This window comes from uncultured Aquimarina sp., from assembly GCF_947496855.1.
Taxonomy (GTDB): Bacteria; Bacteroidota; Bacteroidia; order Flavobacteriales; family Flavobacteriaceae; genus Aquimarina.
The window spans coordinates 335,968-354,631 of record NZ_CANMED010000002.1; the positions used below are offsets into that span (position 1 = coordinate 335,968).

17 protein-coding genes are annotated in these 18,664 nt (G+C 31.8%); 3 read left to right on the forward strand and 14 right to left on the reverse strand.

Translation table 11 applies throughout. The annotated features are described in order from the left end of the window. The first annotated feature begins 95 nt into the window (after positions 1-95). Both Q0921_RS25055 and Q0921_RS07555 read left to right on the forward strand, forming a co-directional pair. Positions 96-284, forward strand: a complete 189-nt coding sequence (locus Q0921_RS25055) for a T9SS type A sorting domain-containing protein (RefSeq protein ID WP_366520001.1) — start codon at positions 96-98, stop codon at positions 282-284. Positions 285-445: 161 nt separating this feature from the next. Then, entirely contained in the window at positions 446-1,975 is a 1,530-nt protein-coding gene (locus Q0921_RS07555) for an Iota-carrageenase (protein WP_299255588.1), read from the forward strand. A gap of 424 nt (positions 1,976-2,399) precedes the next feature. Here Q0921_RS07555 and Q0921_RS07560 read toward each other — a convergent pair whose 3' ends face one another. The 6 genes from Q0921_RS07560 to Q0921_RS07585 all read right to left on the reverse strand — a co-directional run bounded on the left by Q0921_RS07560 (position 2,400) and on the right by Q0921_RS07585 (position 11,712). Next, positions 2,400-3,389 (reverse strand): lipid A deacylase LpxR family protein, encoded by a 990-nt coding sequence (locus Q0921_RS07560; protein ID WP_299255590.1) that lies wholly within the window; start codon positions 3,387-3,389, stop codon positions 2,400-2,402. A 105-nt stretch (positions 3,390-3,494) separates the two neighbouring features. Further along, the gene (locus tag Q0921_RS07565; RefSeq protein WP_299255592.1) at positions 3,495-4,586 is read right to left on the reverse strand and encodes an adenylate/guanylate cyclase domain-containing protein; all 1,092 of its coding nucleotides are present in this window, start codon (positions 4,584-4,586) and stop codon (positions 3,495-3,497) included. Between the two features lie 77 nt (positions 4,587-4,663). After that, positions 4,664-7,780, reverse strand: a complete 3,117-nt coding sequence (locus Q0921_RS07570) for an efflux RND transporter permease subunit (RefSeq protein WP_299255594.1) — start codon at positions 7,778-7,780, stop codon at positions 4,664-4,666. Between the two features lie 19 nt (positions 7,781-7,799). Then, entirely contained in the window at positions 7,800-8,885 is a 1,086-nt protein-coding gene (locus Q0921_RS07575; protein WP_299255596.1) for an efflux RND transporter periplasmic adaptor subunit, read from the reverse strand. 25 nt (positions 8,886-8,910) lie between these two features. Continuing rightward, on the reverse strand, positions 8,911-11,253 hold the full coding sequence (locus tag Q0921_RS07580) for a TolC family protein (RefSeq protein ID WP_299255598.1): 2,343 nt from the start codon (positions 11,251-11,253) through the stop codon (positions 8,911-8,913). Positions 11,254-11,259: 6 nt separating this feature from the next. Continuing rightward, positions 11,260-11,712 carry a hypothetical protein gene (locus Q0921_RS07585; RefSeq protein WP_299255600.1) on the reverse strand — a complete coding sequence of 151 codons (453 nt, stop codon included), beginning with the start codon at positions 11,710-11,712 and terminating at the stop codon, positions 11,260-11,262. A gap of 149 nt (positions 11,713-11,861) precedes the next feature. On the opposite strand from Q0921_RS07585, the gene Q0921_RS07590 reads away from it, so the two are divergent. Beyond that, positions 11,862-12,431 carry a Crp/Fnr family transcriptional regulator gene (locus tag Q0921_RS07590; RefSeq protein ID WP_299255602.1) on the forward strand — a complete coding sequence of 190 codons (570 nt, stop codon included), beginning with the start codon at positions 11,862-11,864 and terminating at the stop codon, positions 12,429-12,431. Positions 12,432-12,556: 125 nt separating this feature from the next. On the opposite strand, the gene Q0921_RS07595 is transcribed toward Q0921_RS07590, so the two are convergent. The 8 genes from Q0921_RS07595 to Q0921_RS07630 all read right to left on the reverse strand — a co-directional run bounded on the left by Q0921_RS07595 (position 12,557) and on the right by Q0921_RS07630 (position 18,647). Next, complete coding sequence (locus tag Q0921_RS07595) at positions 12,557-12,979, reverse strand: hypothetical protein (RefSeq protein WP_299255604.1); 423 nt, start codon at positions 12,977-12,979, stop codon at positions 12,557-12,559. Positions 12,980-13,158: 179 nt separating this feature from the next. Beyond that, positions 13,159-13,503, reverse strand: coding sequence for a cupin (locus Q0921_RS07600; RefSeq protein ID WP_299255606.1), 345 nt, complete (start codon positions 13,501-13,503; stop codon positions 13,159-13,161). 153 nt (positions 13,504-13,656) lie between these two features. Next, complete coding sequence (locus Q0921_RS07605; protein ID WP_299255608.1) at positions 13,657-13,923, reverse strand: DUF2024 family protein; 267 nt, start codon at positions 13,921-13,923, stop codon at positions 13,657-13,659. 6 nt (positions 13,924-13,929) lie between these two features. After that, on the reverse strand, positions 13,930-14,352 hold the full coding sequence (locus Q0921_RS07610) for a cytochrome C (protein ID WP_299255610.1): 423 nt from the start codon (positions 14,350-14,352) through the stop codon (positions 13,930-13,932). After that, a complete protein-coding gene (locus Q0921_RS07615; RefSeq protein ID WP_299255612.1) occupies positions 14,352-14,618 on the reverse strand; it encodes a hypothetical protein in 267 nt (88 codons plus the stop codon). The genes Q0921_RS07610 and Q0921_RS07615 overlap by 1 nt, the downstream gene beginning before the upstream one ends. A gap of 128 nt (positions 14,619-14,746) precedes the next feature. Continuing rightward, entirely contained in the window at positions 14,747-15,751 is a 1,005-nt protein-coding gene (locus Q0921_RS07620; protein WP_299255614.1) for a cbb3-type cytochrome c oxidase subunit II, read from the reverse strand. Positions 15,752-15,762: 11 nt separating this feature from the next. Then, entirely contained in the window at positions 15,763-17,535 is a 1,773-nt protein-coding gene (locus tag Q0921_RS07625) for a cbb3-type cytochrome c oxidase subunit I (RefSeq protein ID WP_299255616.1), read from the reverse strand. Positions 17,536-18,056: 521 nt separating this feature from the next. Continuing rightward, a complete protein-coding gene (locus Q0921_RS07630; protein ID WP_299255618.1) occupies positions 18,057-18,647 on the reverse strand; it encodes a Crp/Fnr family transcriptional regulator in 591 nt (196 codons plus the stop codon). Between the last annotated feature and the right edge of the window lie 17 nt (positions 18,648-18,664).

Sequence of the window (18,664 nt, forward strand, 5' to 3'; positions counted from 1 at the left end):
AAAAAAATACGGAAAAAAAATTAAATCGTGAATATTTAGATTCAAAAACTTTTGACCTATATGTCAATCAAAATGAGCATTTATTAAGTTTAAATATTGAAGAGATTAACAATAAGAGTGAAGCATCAATAATTATTTCTGATATACAAGGTAAAGTTATACATAAAGAATCGTTTAGCAACAGTAATTTTGAGCTTAATACATCGAATATTAAAAGTGGAATATATATTATAACGATCGAAAATGGTCAAAATTTATATACCCGTAAAGTTATTTTTGAATAAAAAACATCATTAAAGCAAGGGCTAATTGGCCAATATAATTCTGTACTCCTCTAAAAACTAAAAATCTTATTATCACAAATCTTAATTATAAACTTGTAGCTATTGTAAATAATCATACAACCAATTTTGTAATAGTTGCGAATAAACACAAAAACTAAATCATGAAAGTAACAAAACTTAATTACATATTAATATTGCTAACTTTTTTAGCAATAGGATGTTCTGACAATATTGAAGATTTTATTCCCGAAACCGAAAATATAACTACAGAAGAATCTAAGAATAGACTTAATGTTGACACCAATGACTTTTATAAAGAACCTGAAAGTTTTTCAATAATTAAAAACCTAGTAACTGACTATGGAGTAAATAATAATGACAACAATAACGATAGTCCAAAGCTTCAAGAAGCTATAGATGACATCAGTAATCAATTAAATGGCAATACTTTTGGAAAGTTAATCATACCAAACGGTAATTATTATTTTACAGATATTGTGATGAAATCGAACATTACTATTGAAATTGATCAGAATGCTGTTCTTTTTTCCCAATCAGGAATTAAAAGAAACCAAACTATGTTTAGATTTGGAGACAGAGGGCCGAGAATAACAAATGCCGCTATTATAGGTAAAGGTAAGGGTTTCACTGTAGATCTTAGAAGAAACCCAAGCAGAAATCTTATTGTATGCGCAGTAAGAGATGTTCGAAACTTTAAAATTTCCAATTTTACTATTGAAGATAAAAATTCTGTTTTTGCTTCTATTTTAGTTGACATAGGAGTAATTAATGGTGTAGCAAATTGGTCTAGAGACGGTATCATTGAAAAAATTAAGCAAAACAATGCTTTACGCGGCTATGGGTTAATCCAAGCCTATGCAGCGAACAATGTTTACTTTAACAATTTAGACTGTGATGGCGGTGTCACATTGAGGATAGAAACTGATAATTTAGCTATGAAAAGTGTTAATAAAGGAAGGATGATTCCCAATATAGGCGGTGTCAATGACATTGTTGCAAAAAAAATTATTAGTAGAAATGGTTTAGCCGCTTTGATGTTGTCACCTCACTTTATGGAAAACGGAACAGTTACGGCAGGCAATATTAGAAGTTTTAACAGTTCATTTGCTGTAAGAATCGAGCGTGGTTTTGTAGAAATATTCGCAGCGAATAATTCTATAAATGGTAATCAACACAGAACTAATGTTGAGAGCCAATTTGGAGCTGGATCTGTTGAGGAAGTTTATAAAAGAGGTGGTGGTATTTTTGCTGCCAGATTAACCCCGGCTGCAGCTGCCAATTCATTTGCAATAGCACAATTCAAGGCTGGAACCTTCTCATCAAATACACGTATTTCTAATATCAAAGCAACTTACGGAACTACTGGTCAACTCAATTTTAATCATAGACTATACTTACCTTGCGAAGAAAGAAATAGCAATGGTCTATGTAAAGAAAGATTTGGTAAGGATGTCGTATTCTACGGACCTTCTCTAGCAGCAGTATACGATAATACTATATCAGGTAATGGGCCTGATTCAGAAGGAAGTTACAATGTTAATACACTTATTAATAATAACTCTGCCATTGGGTTTCCTAGTAATGGTGGAGATAGAATTAAAATCGATAACACAACCCCTCTTATAAGAGGAAGAAAAGGGTGTAGAATAACTTTTACAGACTGTAACTAAAAATAGAGTAGTTTTTTTTGAAAATCTCAATAAATGTATATTCTCTTAAATTTTTAAAATCTATAATTGACCCATTAAAACGTTACAAATTTAACATCTTAAATGGGTCAATTAATTTTCAATACCTCCTTCTAATTTTAGAATTTGAAATTCTAAACATTCAACTTCTTATTTAACACAATAGCTTTTACACGGAATTCTTACCAAATTGGTTTTTAATAGTATTTGAGAAAATATTAACTAGTTTGAAATTATAACATCACTTTTTCACTTAATACATAAAGGCTAGTCCTTACATACGTTCCTCTTATAATACCTTTAAATAATTTATACGTATTCTATGTTTTTCATTGATAAAAAGGTAATGCTGAATATTTTCTAGATTGAAATTATACTTAAGCACAAATAAAAATATTACTATAATTTAATCAAACTTATAAGAGAAAGTGAGCATCGCATATCTTTGACTATCATTGTCGTTTAATTCACCACTCGAAAAGAAATATTTTGCGCCTAGAGTCCATCTATTAGATCCATAATACATACCTATTTGACCATTAAAATAAACATTGTTTATAATTTCACTATCTATAAAGTTGAATTCATCTATTTTGTTCCCTTGAATTGTAGCATTAAAAGCAGACATTTTAACAGCAATACCTCCATCCAAAAAAAATTCTCTATTAGAGTTATTAGCAAGTATCGCATTTTGATATGCAGCACTATTAGACAGGCTGTTAAATTTTCCAATACGAAAATTGATACCCGGATTTATGTAAGTAAAAATATTACCTAATGAGATATCCGTAGCACCATAGAAATCAAATATTTTATTTTGATAAAATGACACTGCGTACAGTACTCTTAAGTTTACTCCTAATTGGTTATTAATTTGATATTTCCAACCATCCAAAACTCTATCACCAGTTACGTGTCCATGAAACCAATTTTGTACGGCTCCGGCTTGTGAATCTGGCCCCAGAATACCAACATCTATACCCAATCGCAAAAAAGATTTTTTAAAACCATATGTAGATTGAAATTCAAAATAACTCCAACCAGCATAAGGTCTTTCGGTTTCATTTTTAGAAGACTGATAATCTGGCGTATACCCTTCCATATTAAACCCAAGACTCTCAAAATAACCTGTTCTATTTGAAAAAAGTTTACTTATGAAATTTGGTTTATCTAAACGCCATCTAAATGAAGCATTAATACCATATGTGTAATATTTATCTGTTGAAGTATTAACTACCAAAAAATCATTATCAGTCCCTAATTCTATTTCATACTTAAATGCTCCCTTATTACTTTCTTGTGAATAAGTAGCTATAAGACTTAAGATTAATATACCTGTCACTCTTGATCTAAACCATTTTGAACTATTTCTATTTCTTAGAAAGTGTGTAAACATTGTCTTAGCTTTTAAAATCCAACACAAACTTAGATGTACTAATTCCAAATGGTTGTGACATATGTCAATTAATAAAGCTTCTTTTTTCAATCAATCAAACTCAAGTTATATTATTGTTAGTGTGTATAATTGCACTGGTTTTTCTTTACCTTTAAGTACCACTTTTGCCACAATAGAAGCTATGAAACGACCTTCAATATCTAAATTATTTAACAAGCTTTTTGTTGTTAAAATAGATACACGGTAATCATTACATTTGGCTTGTACACGTGCTGTAGTATTAATAACATCACCGTGGTAGGCTAATTCTTTTTTTACAACACCTACCTCTGCGACCATTAAAGAACCGCCGTGGATACCTGCTTTAAACTCAGGAATTATATCATATTTATCTAAATAAAATTTAGATTTAGATGCTATTTTCTTTTTAAAAGCATAAAACAAGTTTAAGCAGTTATTTTTATAAACACCCTTTTTGTAAGACCAACTCAATACCGCCTCATCACCAATGTATTGATAGATTTCAGCTTCATAAGGTGCGGCAATCTCATTTAAATCATAAAAAAAATCTTGAATGAATTGGCTGTATTTTTGATGTCCTAATCGTTCTGCAATAGTTGTAGAACTTGTTAAATCCAGAAACATAAAAATACGTTTAGTTTCCTGTGGTTGTTTGTAACTTCCAATAAGCATTTTAAAAAAAACACCTCTACCAAATTTTTCAAAAACAATAGTAATTAGTGAATATATAACTATTGATATTCCTATGTAAATTAATGCCGGAATAAAAGAGCTGTCTTTATACCACCAACCAGGCTCTACAACATAAGGGATGTTCTTGTTTTTTACCCACCAACTCAATACCAAATTTGAAACAGTAATAATTGCTGTAAATGTTAAGAGAATTTCGAACAATATAATTAACACTAATGCGCTTCTTTGTGCTATAAACTTATCAATTAAAAACTCAATATTAGCATAAAGTATCCCTATAAGAAACCCTCCTAGAGCAAAGTTTAGAAGACTATCTTTTAATTGATAAAAACCTTCGTAATTTGGATCTATACTAATACCTATTTCATTTTTTAGGGCGAAGTATCTAAAAATACTAAACAATAACATAGCGATAGTCCAAAAAATGGTAGAACGAACTAATCGTTTTAAGTATTCTTTTAGGTTTCTATTAGTTATTTCCATTGGTAGTTTTTATATGAATTTAAAAAGTAAAAGCTATAGCAAACATAGACCGTGTGGTATAGCTAAGGCAAATACTATTAATCTTCTAATAAACGTTCATCAAACTCATAGCCGTTATAATTTACTTTAAACAATACGCTATACAAAGCTGGTATAAATACCAGTGTGATTATGGTACCAAAAAGCAGTCCCACCATAATACTAATAGCCATACCTTCCCAAAGTTCGCCTCCACTTAAATATAAAGGAATCAACCCCAATACGGTTGTAAATGTAGCAAGTAAAATAGGTCTAAAACGCTGTAAGCAAGCTGTAATAACGGCATCTTCAATTTTTCTATTTAGATCTTTTTGTTCAATCTCCATTCGGTCTATCAGTACAATGGCATTGTTAATTACGATTCCTGCTAAAGAAATAGTTCCTAAAAAAGGCATAAAACCAAAAGGTTCTCTAAAGATTAACAATCCTATTACTACGCCAATGAGTGCTAATGGAATTGTAGATACAATCATGCACATCTTTCTAAAGGAATTAAATTGAATAATAAGTAATAGCACAATAAGAAATCCTGAAATCGGTAAATAACCAATTACAGAGCCCATATTCTCGGCAGTTTCTTTTTCATCACCACCAAATTCATATCTGTAATCTACTGGCCAATTATCCATCTGTGTTTTTAACCAATCAGAAATTTCTGCGGTAATGATTGCCGCATTACCACTAGCTCTTAATTCACTGGTAATACTTATAGATTTATTAAGGTTATACCGTTTTATAGAAGCATACTGCCATTGAGGAATAATTGATGCCACCTGCAATAAAGGTACACTTCTACCAGTAGCTTGGGCATAAATATTTAGTGTTTCTAAAGATGATAATGTTTGTTGTTTATTAATCTCATTACGCATCAAAATAGGAATAGATTTATCATCCTCTCTATATTCTCCTGTTTGGAATCCGTCTAATGTTGTCTGTAATGAAATGGCAATATCCTGGCTACTTACACCAGCTGCTAATGCTCTGTTTTGATCTATTTTGATGATGAATTTTTTCGTTTTTGGTCCCCAATTATCTTTTACATTTTTAGTTCCTGAAATTTCAGATAATCGTGCCTTAACAGTAGCAGCTATCTTTGCTAATTCATCCGGGTTTTTACCAATTATTTTTATTTCAATAGGGATGGTTCCTCCACCTGCAGCCAATGCCTTTACACGAATATCTGCATTAGAAAAATAATCATATCCAAAAGCATCTAATTTGCTAATCATCGCCTGATTAAATTCAAATGAAGAGGTGTTTATCATAATATGTGCGTAGTTAGAATTTGCTTCGTCTTGTGCATATCCTAAATCATATGATTCCGGCCCTTGACCGATGTAAGAAGACCAATCTACAATGCCATTTTCTCTTTGGGTATTAAGCTGTAGAGAATCTTTCATATACTGTTCTAATTTCTTTACGACGGCTGTTGTAGTTTTAATTTTTGTGCCTTCTGGCAAATTAATATCTACAGTAATCATGTTACGGTCACTATCTGGAAAAAATAAAAACGGAATTTGAGTAAACCCAACTAACGATAATATAAAAGCAGCTGTAATTACCCCAATTATTTTCCATTTATGATGAAGCGATTCTATAATGATGTTTTTATACTTCTTTTTTAAACTATTGATAAGTTTATCAATGGTACTTAGCTTGCGTTGATCTTTTGGAATTACTTTCAAAAACAAGTAACAAAATGTAGTAATAACACTCAATGCGATTAACCAAGAAGATAGTAACGCGATGGAAACCACAATAAAAATAGGCCCTACTATATCCCCCATATTTGTTGGCGATAAGTAAAAAGCAAGAAAGGCAACCGAGGTTGTTAATGTTGAAATTAACAATGGTGTAAATAATTCGGAACAAGCATCTACCGCAGCTTTTTTTGCAGAATGTCCTTCTTCCATTTTTACAATAATTGTTTCGGCAACGACAATAGCATTATCGACTAGCATTCCCAAAGCAATAATTAAAGATGCTAAAGTTACTTGATTTAACCCCACATCCATAAGTCCCATTATTAGCAATGTCGTAATGGTTACAATAGGAATTAAGCTCGCAATAATAATACCAGTTCTAAAGCCTAAAAAAACAAGCATTACTAATAGCACAATTCCAATAGATTGAAGCAGGTTACTCACAAAACCACTTACTTTATCATCAATATAATTATCTAAAGATGAGATACGTTGCAACTCTAATCCTGCTGGTAATTGATCTTGCCATTTGGCAATTATTTTATCTGCTTGAGTACCTAACTCAATTATGTTGGAGTTTTTCTTAAGGTTAATGTGTAATGAAACGGCATCGTTTCCATTAATCCTTACACGCTGTTCTGAAGGATCAATATAGTCTTTGCTAATAGTTGTGATATCACCCAACTTTACTAATTGTAAGCCATTATCGCTCACAGGAACCAGCATGTTTTTAATATCTTCTACAGTATTAAAATTTCCCGTAGGTTCTAATGTAATACGTTCATCCCCCAAATTAATCTCTCCCCCAGAAGTTAAAATATTAGTGTTTTGAACAATTTGCTGCAATTTTACAGCAGACAGCCCATAAGCTTTTAAGCGTGTATTATCAAACTCGATAAAAACACGCTCATCTTGAACACCACCCAACACTACTTTTGCGGCGTCTGGTAATTTAATAAGATCATCTTTTATATCATCTACATAGTTTTTCATTTCAGCATACGAAAACCCATCCGAAACCAATCCGATAACAATACCATAAACATCACCTATACCGTCATCATCTAAAAATGGAGCAACTTCATTGGGTAATCCCTTCATACCCTCTAATTTTCTTCGTAAACGATTCCAAACAGATTGTAATACTTCTGGCCCAACATCTTCTTTAAGCGTTACAGTGACTACAGATAAACCGGTTCTAGACGTACTTTTAACCTCTTTTAGCTCTGGTAATTCTTGAGATATTTTTTCGATTTTATCGGTCACAAGGAGTTCTACACGTTCTGGACTAGCACCTGGAAATTCCGTAACAATATTTGCAACACGTACCGTATAAGGTGGCATACTATCTCTAGATAAGCTAGCGTATATAGAAATACCTAACAGGATAATGCTACCCAATATCATAAGGGTAATTCTATTTTTTTCGATAGAAAATTTTGCGATATTCATAATTTCTATAGTTTTTGACTTATTGTAATCGTATTTTTTGACCATCTAAAAGCGTCTGTAAACCTGCTACAGCCACACGGTCTCCGCTCTTTATTCCTTCTTTAATTTCAAATCCATTTCGTGTGAGTATTCCTATAGTTACAGGATGTTTTTTTGCAATCATCATACTATCATTTTCAACAATGAGAAACACATATTTCCCATCATAATCCTCACCAACTGCTTGCGCTGGAATTACTAATTTTTTTTGAAGCATTTTTGTTTTACTTTCACTGAAACTGACTGTAGCTGCCATACCACTTTTTATAGATTCAGTGATATCATCAAGCGTGATATGTACCGGATAGGTTGCTGATTCTATAGAAAGTGCAGGAGCAACTTCGGTAACCGTACCACTAAATGAAGTATCTGGAATAGCAGAAAACTTAATAATTGCTTTATCTCCTTTAGCAATGTTATTGATGTTACTTTCTGGCACGCCCAATTCAATTTCCATAGTATCTCCAGCATTCAAAGTGGCGATAGATTGTCCAGGCGCTACATTTTCATTAATTTCTGAATATACCGCCGCTATTATACCATCATAAGGTGCATAGATATGACCATATTTAATTTGATCTCGCTGAATAGATACCGCACGTTTTGAGGATTCATAATCTTCTTTTGCAGAACGGAATGCATTCTTGGTTTGCTCAAAATTACTCAATGAAGCACTACCTTTTTCATACAAAATACGCGCTCTTTCTAAAGCTGATTTTGCCGTTGTTACATTTGACTTCGATGCATTCTGTCGCGTTATCGCTTGTTCATAAGTAAGTCTTGATGATACATTGTCTAACGTAGCCAAGAGCTCTCCTTTTTTTACTTTTTGTCCTAATTGGATGTTAAATTTGGTAATGCTACCATTACTTCTAAAACTTAAATCAATAACAAGATTCTTTTGTGCAATACCACTATAACTGGTATTACTTGGGTTATTAGACAATCCTATTTGTTGATACTTTACCAGTTTTGGTTTACGTGGTTCTTGTTTTTTATCTTCTGAACAAGATGATTGTAAACCTACAATTACCAGAAGGCTAAATATTTTGATTAACTGTTTCATTTAATTGAGATTTTAATAATGCTTATTAGTTTTTATTATTTTGAAATTCTAAGAATTTAGAAGCGAAAGCAGCGTTTGCTTCGCTTGTATTTAATAAGAAAAAGTGTCCTATAGAACGTTCTACTTGAAGTACACTTAGTAAATAACTGTATACTGCCGTTGTTTTATTTAATTGGGCATTCAAATAGTTGTTTTGGGAATCAATGAGTTGAACCACATTTACTGCTCCAGAAGCATAGGATGTTTGTATAAGATCCAAGGATGCTTTCGCTGTTTCTTCAGATACTTTAGACAAATCGATATTAGTCATTTGGTTAATTACATTTAGGATACTTGTACTCACATTGCTGCTTATCGCTAATTCGTTATTCTCTCGATTGATCGTTAATTGTTCTTTTTGAATTCGAGCGGTTTGTCTATTTACATTGGTTTGATTTCTATTGAAAATAGGAATAGAAACTGCGATACCTACATTATAGTTGTTATCTGGTAATATGAATCCTTCTGGTGCAGTACTGCCTTTACCACTTCTATTAAACACCGTATTGTACTGCGCCTGTAATCCTATTGTAGGAAACAATCGCCCTTTTCCATTGAAGTCAATGCTACGATCCGTTGCTTTAAGATTATAATTTATCGCTTTTAACTCTGGCGCATTTAATTTTGCTTGCTCAGTCAAGAAACTAACAAAAGGAGCTCTGGTTATTGGATTATCTAGTAGTGCTGTAAACTCTTTATATTGAATAGCACCAAGCAAACCCAATTCTAAAGAAACATCTTCGATTTCTATCTTAGTGTCTATTGGATTATTTAGTAATTGATTAAGCTGAATAAAACTTTGTTCAATTTGATTTACAGCTTCAACCAAAATCTGTGTGTTTTGAGCTATTTCACTTTTAAAACGTAGCATATCAGACTTTCCAGAAAGTCCAGCTTCATAGTTTTGTTCGGCTATAGTGTAATTCTTTTTTGTAATTTTAAGATTGCTCCGTTGTATTTCGGCATTAGCTTTGAGAATTAAAATCCTTAAATAGGTGTTAGACACCTCAAAAACAGTATTCAATTCTTCTGCATTCAATATTTCTTGTTCTGCCTTTTGTAGGTTTTTCTGTATGGTAATATTAGCATTTGCTTGTTCCGAAAATAGTGTTTGTTGCAGGTTAATAGCACCTGAACTTTGAAATTCCGGACTCTGTCCAAGGCCTAATATCGCTACATCAGGATCTATGTATGTACTAACACCACTGGCAATTACCTCTGGCAAATAACTATTCTTAGCTGTTTTTATATCCTGGCCAGATAATGAAACTTGCTTGGTTATAGATTGTAGGTTTAGATTTTTGTCAAGTGCCTTATTAATAGCCTCAACAAGTGAATAGGTTTCATCGGGAACAACATTATCAAATGAACCGGTAAATTCAGCTTCATTCACTAAGCTATATCTAATAGGTACTCCAACAGCTTCAGCAGTATTATAATTTATTGAAAGGCTTGATTTTGATGTCATTAAAACTTCCATTTCGGAAAGAGGGTTACCACTCACATAGCGTTCTACTGTTAGTGCTAATCTTCTTATTATTTGATCAAAATCACTTTGCGAATTATTAGTTGCCATCAAACCTAATGCTACTTGATCAACGCCGTTAATGGTAAAAGAAGGCAACCTTTTTTCTATACATATTTTTGCAAGTGCCTTCACTTTTCCATCAGACATTGTAAATCCTCCTGCAACATAAACGGCGTCTACAGTATCCAAAGCTTTAGTATTTTTGATAATCATATTTAAAGGAATGACCGTATAATTAACCCCTATATCTTCTGCAATACGACTAAAGGTTTGTTTTACAGGAAGGACATCAATAAATTCTTTCTCTATGAGAATACCTATATTTTTAAAATCAGTTAGTTCTTTAAACTTCTCAAGATCTCTTTTGTAAGAATCTTGCTCAACGATATAGGTTAAATTATTAATGGAAGATGTAAGTCGATTAGCATCTACACTGTTCATATCTGCATTTAAAACTCCAAATAATATGGTAGGTTTCTTATAGGATGTTTGTTGACTAATCATATAGCCATTTACAACACCCAGAGCCAAAATAATATCAGTATCATTATTTAAAAGTTGCGTGTATTGTTTTTGTGATATATTTATATTATGATTATTTATCAAAATATCTTTTTCTCTAAAATTGATTATAGCATCTTGACCTACTGTTACTTTAATTTGCGCTTGTAATTTTTGAATAAGGGAATCAATTCTTTCAGAAGTTGTATCAAGTAAAATTCCAATATTATAGGTGTTTTTTTGAGCTGATAACAGCTGTAGAAAATTAAAGCAGATTATAAATATTATTAACTTTTTCATGATTATTTAAGCATTTTTTGAATTAAAATGTTCTCTAATTTTTATTTCTATGTAGTCCAATACTTCACTATAAAAAACAACAGTATCTTTTATAAAATCGTTAAGCATTTGGTTAGAGTTATCTCTGCGGTCCACAGTCCTTTCTAGAGTAGTCAACAAGTCTTTACTTTTAGATATACTATTTCTAAAATTTTTAATATGTCCTTCGGTATTAAAAGAATAGTATGTTTCTGATAAAACATTTTTCCCTTCTATAGATATTTCTCCAAGGCTAATAAGAAATTGAAGCCCATAATTAATTTCATCAACCGTAAGATTAGCTTTAAATTGCAACTCTCCTCTTGTTAAGTATTTTTGATTAGAAGTATAAAAAGCCGATAAAATCTTACTAAACATAACAGGGTAAAATTCACCTCCACTTAACATTGGGAAAAACTGTATTGCTGTCTGTGATTCCATAACTGTTTTATTTTCAATACAAATTTATAGCGATCAGTTATGGATATGTGTGACATATGTCAATAAAGTATTTAAGTAATATATACTTAGATATTTATTTGATTTCAAAAGAATACTTTATGTATTTTTAGGTTGTAATAATTAGAAGTATGGAAAATATTTTGGCTCAAAAATTAGAAAAGCTAAAGTTGAAGAATGAAGAAGCCTACATCGCATTTAATGAAACATTTAAATGGAGCTCTGCAAAAAAAGGTGCTATTTTAGAACATCCAAATAGTATGTGCAAGTCTATGTACATTTTAGATTCTGGAATTACCAAACAATTTAGACATAAAGAAGATGGTACGGAGCACATTATCTGGTTTAATTTTAAAGGTGATTTTGTAACTTCTTTTAGAAGTTTTGTAGAACAAACTTCAACTAATGAAGGTATTAAAGTTATAGAAGATTGTGAGTTTTTGATGGTATCGAGAGAAAAATGCTATCAATTGGCAGAGAAATATCGCGAAGTAGAAACCTTTTTTCGTGAAATGTTAGAAATTTATTTAATCCAATCCGAAGAACGTATGTTTTTTTTACAAGCATTAACCGCAAAAGAAAAGTATACTTACCTACAAAAAAACCAGCCACATTTTAATCAAGAATTGCCCCAAAAAGAACTTGCTAAATTTTTAGGCATTACCCGAGAAACTTTGAGCAGAATTAGGAAATATCCATAAGCATTTTTAGTTAACAATTGTTTTAAATGAAAAATAATGTTTTTCTCATTTTAAGAAAAGAACTTACCTCTTCTGAACAGCTTCCTTAGATTAATCAAAAACAGTACTTTTTATTAGTTTATATTCTAATTAAAGTAATTTTCATATTCATCCAAGTATTTATTTATAGATTTTAAGAGTGGTACTTTTGCTATATCATTAGCGATTTGTAAACCTCTAATTTGTTCCTTCAAAGGATCTAAATAATGGTGAAATTGATCGTGAGCTTCTCCGGTTGCACCACAAACAGACATCATCATTCTTATCTCAAAATCTAATTCATATCCAATGACTCTAGAATCAAATGATTTGATGTCGAGTTTTTTAACAATAGTATTCATCTTATTCATTCCATTGGTCATAGCTCCGCTTGCTTTCCACTTCTCTCCGCTATTTAATCGTAAGGTCCGATCAATTGAGGAATAGTCAGAATCAATTTGTGAATTGGATGTACAACTTACAAAATAACACAGTGACAAAACCAATAGAACTACAAGAATCTTTTTCATAAAAAATATCTTTTTAAATGTAATTTTAAAAAAATCAAAATCAAAATCGAACTTGACGAGTAACACCTTCTGTCTGAAATTTAAGCCAAGCTTCCATAAACGATATGGAGAGTACAAAACCAAGCAATAAGATAGGGAATACTATTACTATTCTTTTTCGCAAAAGCATCATATTACTATTAAGCGGTTTTAATATTCTTTACTCGCTTTAATTTATCTTGCTTTGATAATGACAAACGGACAATACTGTCTTCTAGTGCTGTCAAGTCGTGAGGCACACCACCAGAAAGCGCGATAATACTTCCGGCAGTTAATTGCTCTTTCTCGTTTTCTACTCCAAAATCTATTACGCCTTTAAAGACCTCAACTACTATAGGAAAAGGTGTATGATGTTTTTTCATTATTTGACCTTTTCTAAAAACTATTCTAATTTCTTTAGAGGTTTCCGTTTCTAATAAAATATTTATTGCGGGACGGTCTTCATTATAGGCAAGTCCCTCATTTAATGATGCTACTATTTTCATATTTATTATTTTAATAATTGTACAACTAATTTGATCATAAATATTTGAGCTATTTATAGAAAGTTTTCTGTTCGGTCTCAAAAGCAATTATATATACACTCTTATAAAGAAACCATTTGCTAAAATCAATGCGCCTCTATCGAGTTACATCTTTTAAGCATTACAATTTTCTATCTCAACAATGCTATAACCAACACTATGTATTTGGCCTATAATATGTGACGAACGACTTTCTATCTGACAAAAAGAACATTTACTGGAGCTCATTTCATTTGTGCGAAAAACTTTCTTTTTTAAATACTCTTTTCCGTAGGCACAAATAGTTTTTTCGTTCGTAATATTCATAGGAACTACTATTTCAAAATACATGATCAAGCCATCTTCTCTATTTACTTGGGTATCCCAAATTGATATTTTCATAATAACTTAAAAAAAGGATTTATAGGTGTCCATATCCCAATGTGTTATAAAATAGAAAATAGCAAATGCTACAAACATTATAATACATGCCCATACCCAAGAAGGAACAGCTTTGGGTGTCTCAGATCCTTTTATAATAAAAGACTCTGTAGTTTCACTTCCATAGGCATTTACAATGATTGCCGTATTGGATTCTATGATTTCATGTTCTTTCAATCCTACTACTGAAATCTCAGGACCATTACGAACTTCAAAAGGAATTACACGCACACCTTCAATACCCATTGATGATATTGCTTTGATTTTTAGTTTGTGTTTTCCATCACAAATTTTAGTAGTATCTAACACAATTTTTGCTGGTGGTTCAAAAACTCCAAAAGGAACTTTCTCATCATCTAAAAAAACGGTTACTTCTCTTTTGTTTTCCATTAGTTTGATTTATTGTCTAGGATTAGGTTCTTGATATGATTACTTTCATTTTCTTTCGGCCTAATCAAATATTTTAGGCTCATAATAAGTGTATAACCAACAATAACTATTGCGCTATACATAATAATGTAATCTATATTGTCCTGGGGACCGTCTCCATGTGTAATATTTTCGAAACCTTTAGGTTGATTTTTTTTACAAAGATCACAAGCAAATGATATCGCACACTTTAATAGTAGTAAGAATGTTATAATTTTAGTTTTCATCTCTTTATAAATTTTTAAAAGTTACTTTAACTTGAAACCCTACAACCACTCTATGGGATAGAATAATAAATTATTTAGTAGCTTAAATTGTTAGTGTACATAACAATCAATGTAAATGATTAATATTTTTATAGTGTTCTATCATTAGTTATTGAATCTCTTAATCGTGTTATCGTTTCTAGTGGTACTTCTGGTGCATTATTACCCCAACTAGAACGTTCGTGGTCTGCAATAGCTTTTATATCTTCATCGGTAAGGTTTTCTCCTAGAGCAGGCATTACTCCATATTCTTCTCTGGCATCATATCCCACAAGTATGATTTTGATCAGCATTTCTGGATTTTGATCATTAACGATAATACTTCCTACAAGTGGTGGAAAAGCACCTTTTACTCCACGTCCGGTAACTTGGTGGCAAGCGGCACAATTATTTTGATACAAACCTGCTCCTTCAGATTTTTTAGAACCTCCGATTGCTGTTTCTCCATCTTTAGATAATGCAGGTATAAAGTTCATAGGTGGTTCATTATCTTCAAAAGAAAATTGTTGTAAACTTTTTAAATATGCTACAAGATCCAAAGCATCTTGACTAGCTACTACAACCTCACTATCTTTCATTTGAGTTATTGAGCGTGGTAATGTGACAGCATCACTATCAACATAAGAAGTGTCACTCTTATGAAACATCCAAGAATATTGAGGCATTACTGAAGCTTCTACAACTAACCTAGGGTTGTATAAATGTAACAAATGCCAATCTTGGCTAGGTTGTCTATTTCCAATATCTGTAAGATCTGGACCTGTACGTTCACTACCTAATAAAGAAGGCGACTGTCTCCATATATCCATTCGTTGTTTACTGTAATAGTAATCTGAAGCTAGTGAAGGTCTATCCCCCCATATATTATCCATTTCAATATTTCTAACCTGCTGAGTATGACAAGCTACACAACCTTCAGATACATATATTGAAAGTCCTCTTCTCTCCTGAGCTGTAAGATCCTTCATACCAGGGATAGGTTGATACTCCTCCATTTGATACGCCGGCATAATAGCAACACCTATGCTTAATGCAGCAAAAACAACAAAGGCTAGTAGCACTAAATTTTTATGGTCTTTATGTAAATTCAACATTATATTATGTATTAATTTATTTGAGTTTCTAATGTTTGCTTACGAGAAATTTTAGCTATTTTCTTTTTTTGAATCATTAGGTAGAAATTATATCCAAAAATGATATGAGAAACGAACATTAATGATCCTCCTACAGCTCGCCAAACCCAGAAGTTTTCCATTAAGATGACTGATTCAATAAATGGATTGCCTTCTATCCAACTCAATCCTTTTAGAGTCCCACCAGCCATCATTGAAATCATATATGCAAAAAGACCTACAAAAGCGAGCCAAAAATGTGCACCTACAAATCTTTGTGGTGGTTCATTTCCCGTAATTTTTGGAATAATAGTATACATACACGCCCAAATTAAGAAGGTTATGATGCCATACATTGTCATATGTGAGTGCGCGACATTGAAATCAGTAAAATGCCATAGATAATTAGTAAACCTGAACGCTTGAAAACTGCCTTGGACTGAGCCTACAAAATAGAATACTACACCAACTAAGAAAAAAGGTAAAACATAACTTTTTGAAATTTGATTCCAATTACCACGCATCGTCATATAAAAGTTGGTGCTACCTGCGAATACGGGTATAAACATTCCAGCACTAAAAACAATAGCCACAGTCTGCAACCACCAGGGCAAAGGACTAAATACAAAGTGATGCGTACCTATTAAGGTATAAAATAACATCTGTGTCCAGAAAGCTAAAACACCCAATGAATAGGAATAGATAGGCTTATTAAGGGATGATGGTAAGAAATAATAAACCAACCCTAAAGTAAAGGTCATAAACCACATTCCTACTCCTTGGTGCATATAATACCCCTGTATAACGGTCTCTCCTAATCCTTCTTGATACGTTGGGAAGTAACCAATAAAAGTTAAAACAGTGGTCCAAATAAGTGCGGCTAGAATAAACCAATTAGATATATATATTTCTGAAATTTTACGTTTTGCTACGGTTTTATAAAAATTAAAGAAGGTGATGATCAAACCAATAGCAAATAATATCATAATAGGCCAGATGTATTCTCTATATTCACCACCACCATTATTTATTCCAGCCATTAAAGACAGGTTACCAATAAACACAGCTGTATTCATTAACCAAAAAGCAGCTTTAGATCGAGAATAACTATATATTTCTGTATTAGATGTTCTGGAGATTACATAATGACCTAAACCAACCATTGCCATCGATCCCCAACCCCAAAAAACGGTATTAGTGTGCACTGGCCTTAATCTTCCAAAGGACAACCAAGGTGTATTGTCCATATCTGGCCAAACAAACTTCATCCCTAAGTACTGACCAACAAGTGTCCCAAAAATGAGCCAAAATACCGCTGCGCCCAGATACCAAACAACAATTTCTTTTAATTCTTGAGATACTTCTATTTTGACTGTAGATCTAGATTTTTCATCGAACAAAGGGTTCTTTGGGTTGATAATTTTTTTTATAAACCCAGTGTTCTTTGATTTTATATCATTAGCTAATTGGGGTTTTGTTTTTTTGTTTTTATCAAAACCTTGTCGACGTAATTCTAAAATTTCGTCAACCTCTTCCTTATCAAGATTAAATAAACGACGTTCAAACTCCTCTTCTGTAAGATCTTTTGTGTTTTTTTTAAGAAGATCTACATAAATATTTAAACGTTTGATAAAAATGAAGATCCCTAAAAAAATGATGAGAAACACCAAAAATATAGTTCCTAAAACGCCTGGACTAGTAAGCCAATTTTCTGTAGTAACTTCTAATGATTGAATAAGTAGTAATGTTAATTGCTTTATTGTCATTTTGATGATATTTATACCTTTTTACCCTTTACAACACAAATAAAATAGCACGCAAACAACTAATAATCAAACTTTATACTACTAAAAAAATACCTTGTAAATCAATATTTACCTATTTTAAAAAAATATTTTATTGTTTCAGCAGTCTAAACAAAGAGTAAAAAAGCCCTTTTATTTGGTGAAATGATTATTGATAGATAATGAATAATGTTGTTTACTTTTGCCAGTTTTAAAATTCTAGATAAAATTACTATTGAAGAATAATAACAAAATTGACAAATGTCAATAAATTTGATATGCGTTAAAATTTCGGATTAAAAACTAATTATCTATTTAGAATTCCAAACGTTTTTTAATTCATATAAAGTTGTACTTGTCTTTATAAAAGCAGGAAAGAAGAAGTCTTTTTAAATTTATCAAACAATGATTTTCCGAATCAAAAGATGTAAAAAAATTACGCATAAGTTTTGTAAACTATGAAAAAATAGTCTAAAAAAAATAGATATGACATCAATGAAGGCTTAAGAATACTTGCGAATACGACTTAAAGTTTCTTTTCTTATACCTAGAAATGATGCAATCTCTTGTTGCGGTAATCGAAGTAACATATGGGAATTGTACTTCATGATGTGATCGTATTTTTCTTTAGCGCTATATGCTTGCATAAAAAATACGCGTGCATTGGATTCTATAAAATAGAGTTCCGCCAATAATCTGAAGAACCTATCGACACAGTTGTATTTTTCACAAAGAGCATCACCATCAGTCCGAGACATAACCATAAATTCACAATCTTCTAGTGCATCTGCACCTTCAGAGGAAGGATCACCGAATTTAAAGCTATGGGGTGAAGATAGTAGCTCTCCCTCAAAAGCGAACCACTTTGTATATCGAGTACCATCTTCTCTATCCTGGTATTGTTTAATAACTCCAGATGTTATCCAGTATAAATTTGTGCAAGGTTTGTGAATCTGAATCAGTGTTTCTCCTTTTTTACAGGAACCTTGCTTGAAAATACCATGTAATTCATTAAAAGCAGTTTCGTTCTCGTTTTTTAAATCAGTAAAGAGTTTGTCAAACTCGTACTGCATTTTTTCTGATCTCTTAATCATAGTAACGATTTTTACCT

Bases quoted from the DNA above. Each gene is read 5' to 3' on its own strand.
- Q0921_RS07595 (WP_299255604.1), bottom strand. From the start codon at position 12,979: ATGAAAAAGATTCTTGTAGTTCTATTGGTTTTGTCACTGTGTTATTTT.
- Q0921_RS07590 (WP_299255602.1), top strand. From the start codon at position 11,862: ATGGAAAATATTTTGGCTCAAAAATTAGAAAAGCTAAAGTTGAAGAAT.
- Q0921_RS07560 (WP_299255590.1), bottom strand. From the start codon at position 3,389: ATGTTTACACACTTTCTAAGAAATAGAAATAGTTCAAAATGGTTTAGA.
- Q0921_RS07615 (WP_299255612.1), bottom strand. From the start codon at position 14,618: ATGAAAACTAAAATTATAACATTCTTACTACTATTAAAGTGTGCGATA.
- Q0921_RS07605 (WP_299255608.1), bottom strand. From the start codon at position 13,923: ATGAAAATATCAATTTGGGATACCCAAGTAAATAGAGAAGATGGCTTG.
- Q0921_RS07555 (WP_299255588.1), top strand. From the start codon at position 446: ATGAAAGTAACAAAACTTAATTACATATTAATATTGCTAACTTTTTTA.
- Q0921_RS07620 (WP_299255614.1), bottom strand. From the start codon at position 15,751: ATGTTGAATTTACATAAAGACCATAAAAATTTAGTGCTACTAGCCTTT.
- Q0921_RS07630 (WP_299255618.1), bottom strand. From the start codon at position 18,647: ATGATTAAGAGATCAGAAAAAATGCAGTACGAGTTTGACAAACTCTTT.
- Q0921_RS07565 (WP_299255592.1), bottom strand. From the start codon at position 4,586: ATGGAAATAACTAATAGAAACCTAAAAGAATACTTAAAACGATTAGTT.
- Q0921_RS07610 (WP_299255610.1), bottom strand. From the start codon at position 14,352: ATGGAAAACAAAAGAGAAGTAACCGTTTTTTTAGATGATGAGAAAGTT.
- Q0921_RS07575 (WP_299255596.1), bottom strand. From the start codon at position 8,885: ATGAAACAGTTAATCAAAATATTTAGCCTTCTGGTAATTGTAGGTTTA.
- Q0921_RS07625 (WP_299255616.1), bottom strand. From the start codon at position 17,535: ATGACAATAAAGCAATTAACATTACTACTTATTCAATCATTAGAAGTT.
- Q0921_RS07580 (WP_299255598.1), bottom strand. From the start codon at position 11,253: ATGAAAAAGTTAATAATATTTATAATCTGCTTTAATTTTCTACAGCTG.
- Q0921_RS07600 (WP_299255606.1), bottom strand. From the start codon at position 13,503: ATGAAAATAGTAGCATCATTAAATGAGGGACTTGCCTATAATGAAGAC.
- Q0921_RS07570 (WP_299255594.1), bottom strand. From the start codon at position 7,780: ATGAATATCGCAAAATTTTCTATCGAAAAAAATAGAATTACCCTTATG.
- Q0921_RS07585 (WP_299255600.1), bottom strand. From the start codon at position 11,712: ATGGAATCACAGACAGCAATACAGTTTTTCCCAATGTTAAGTGGAGGT.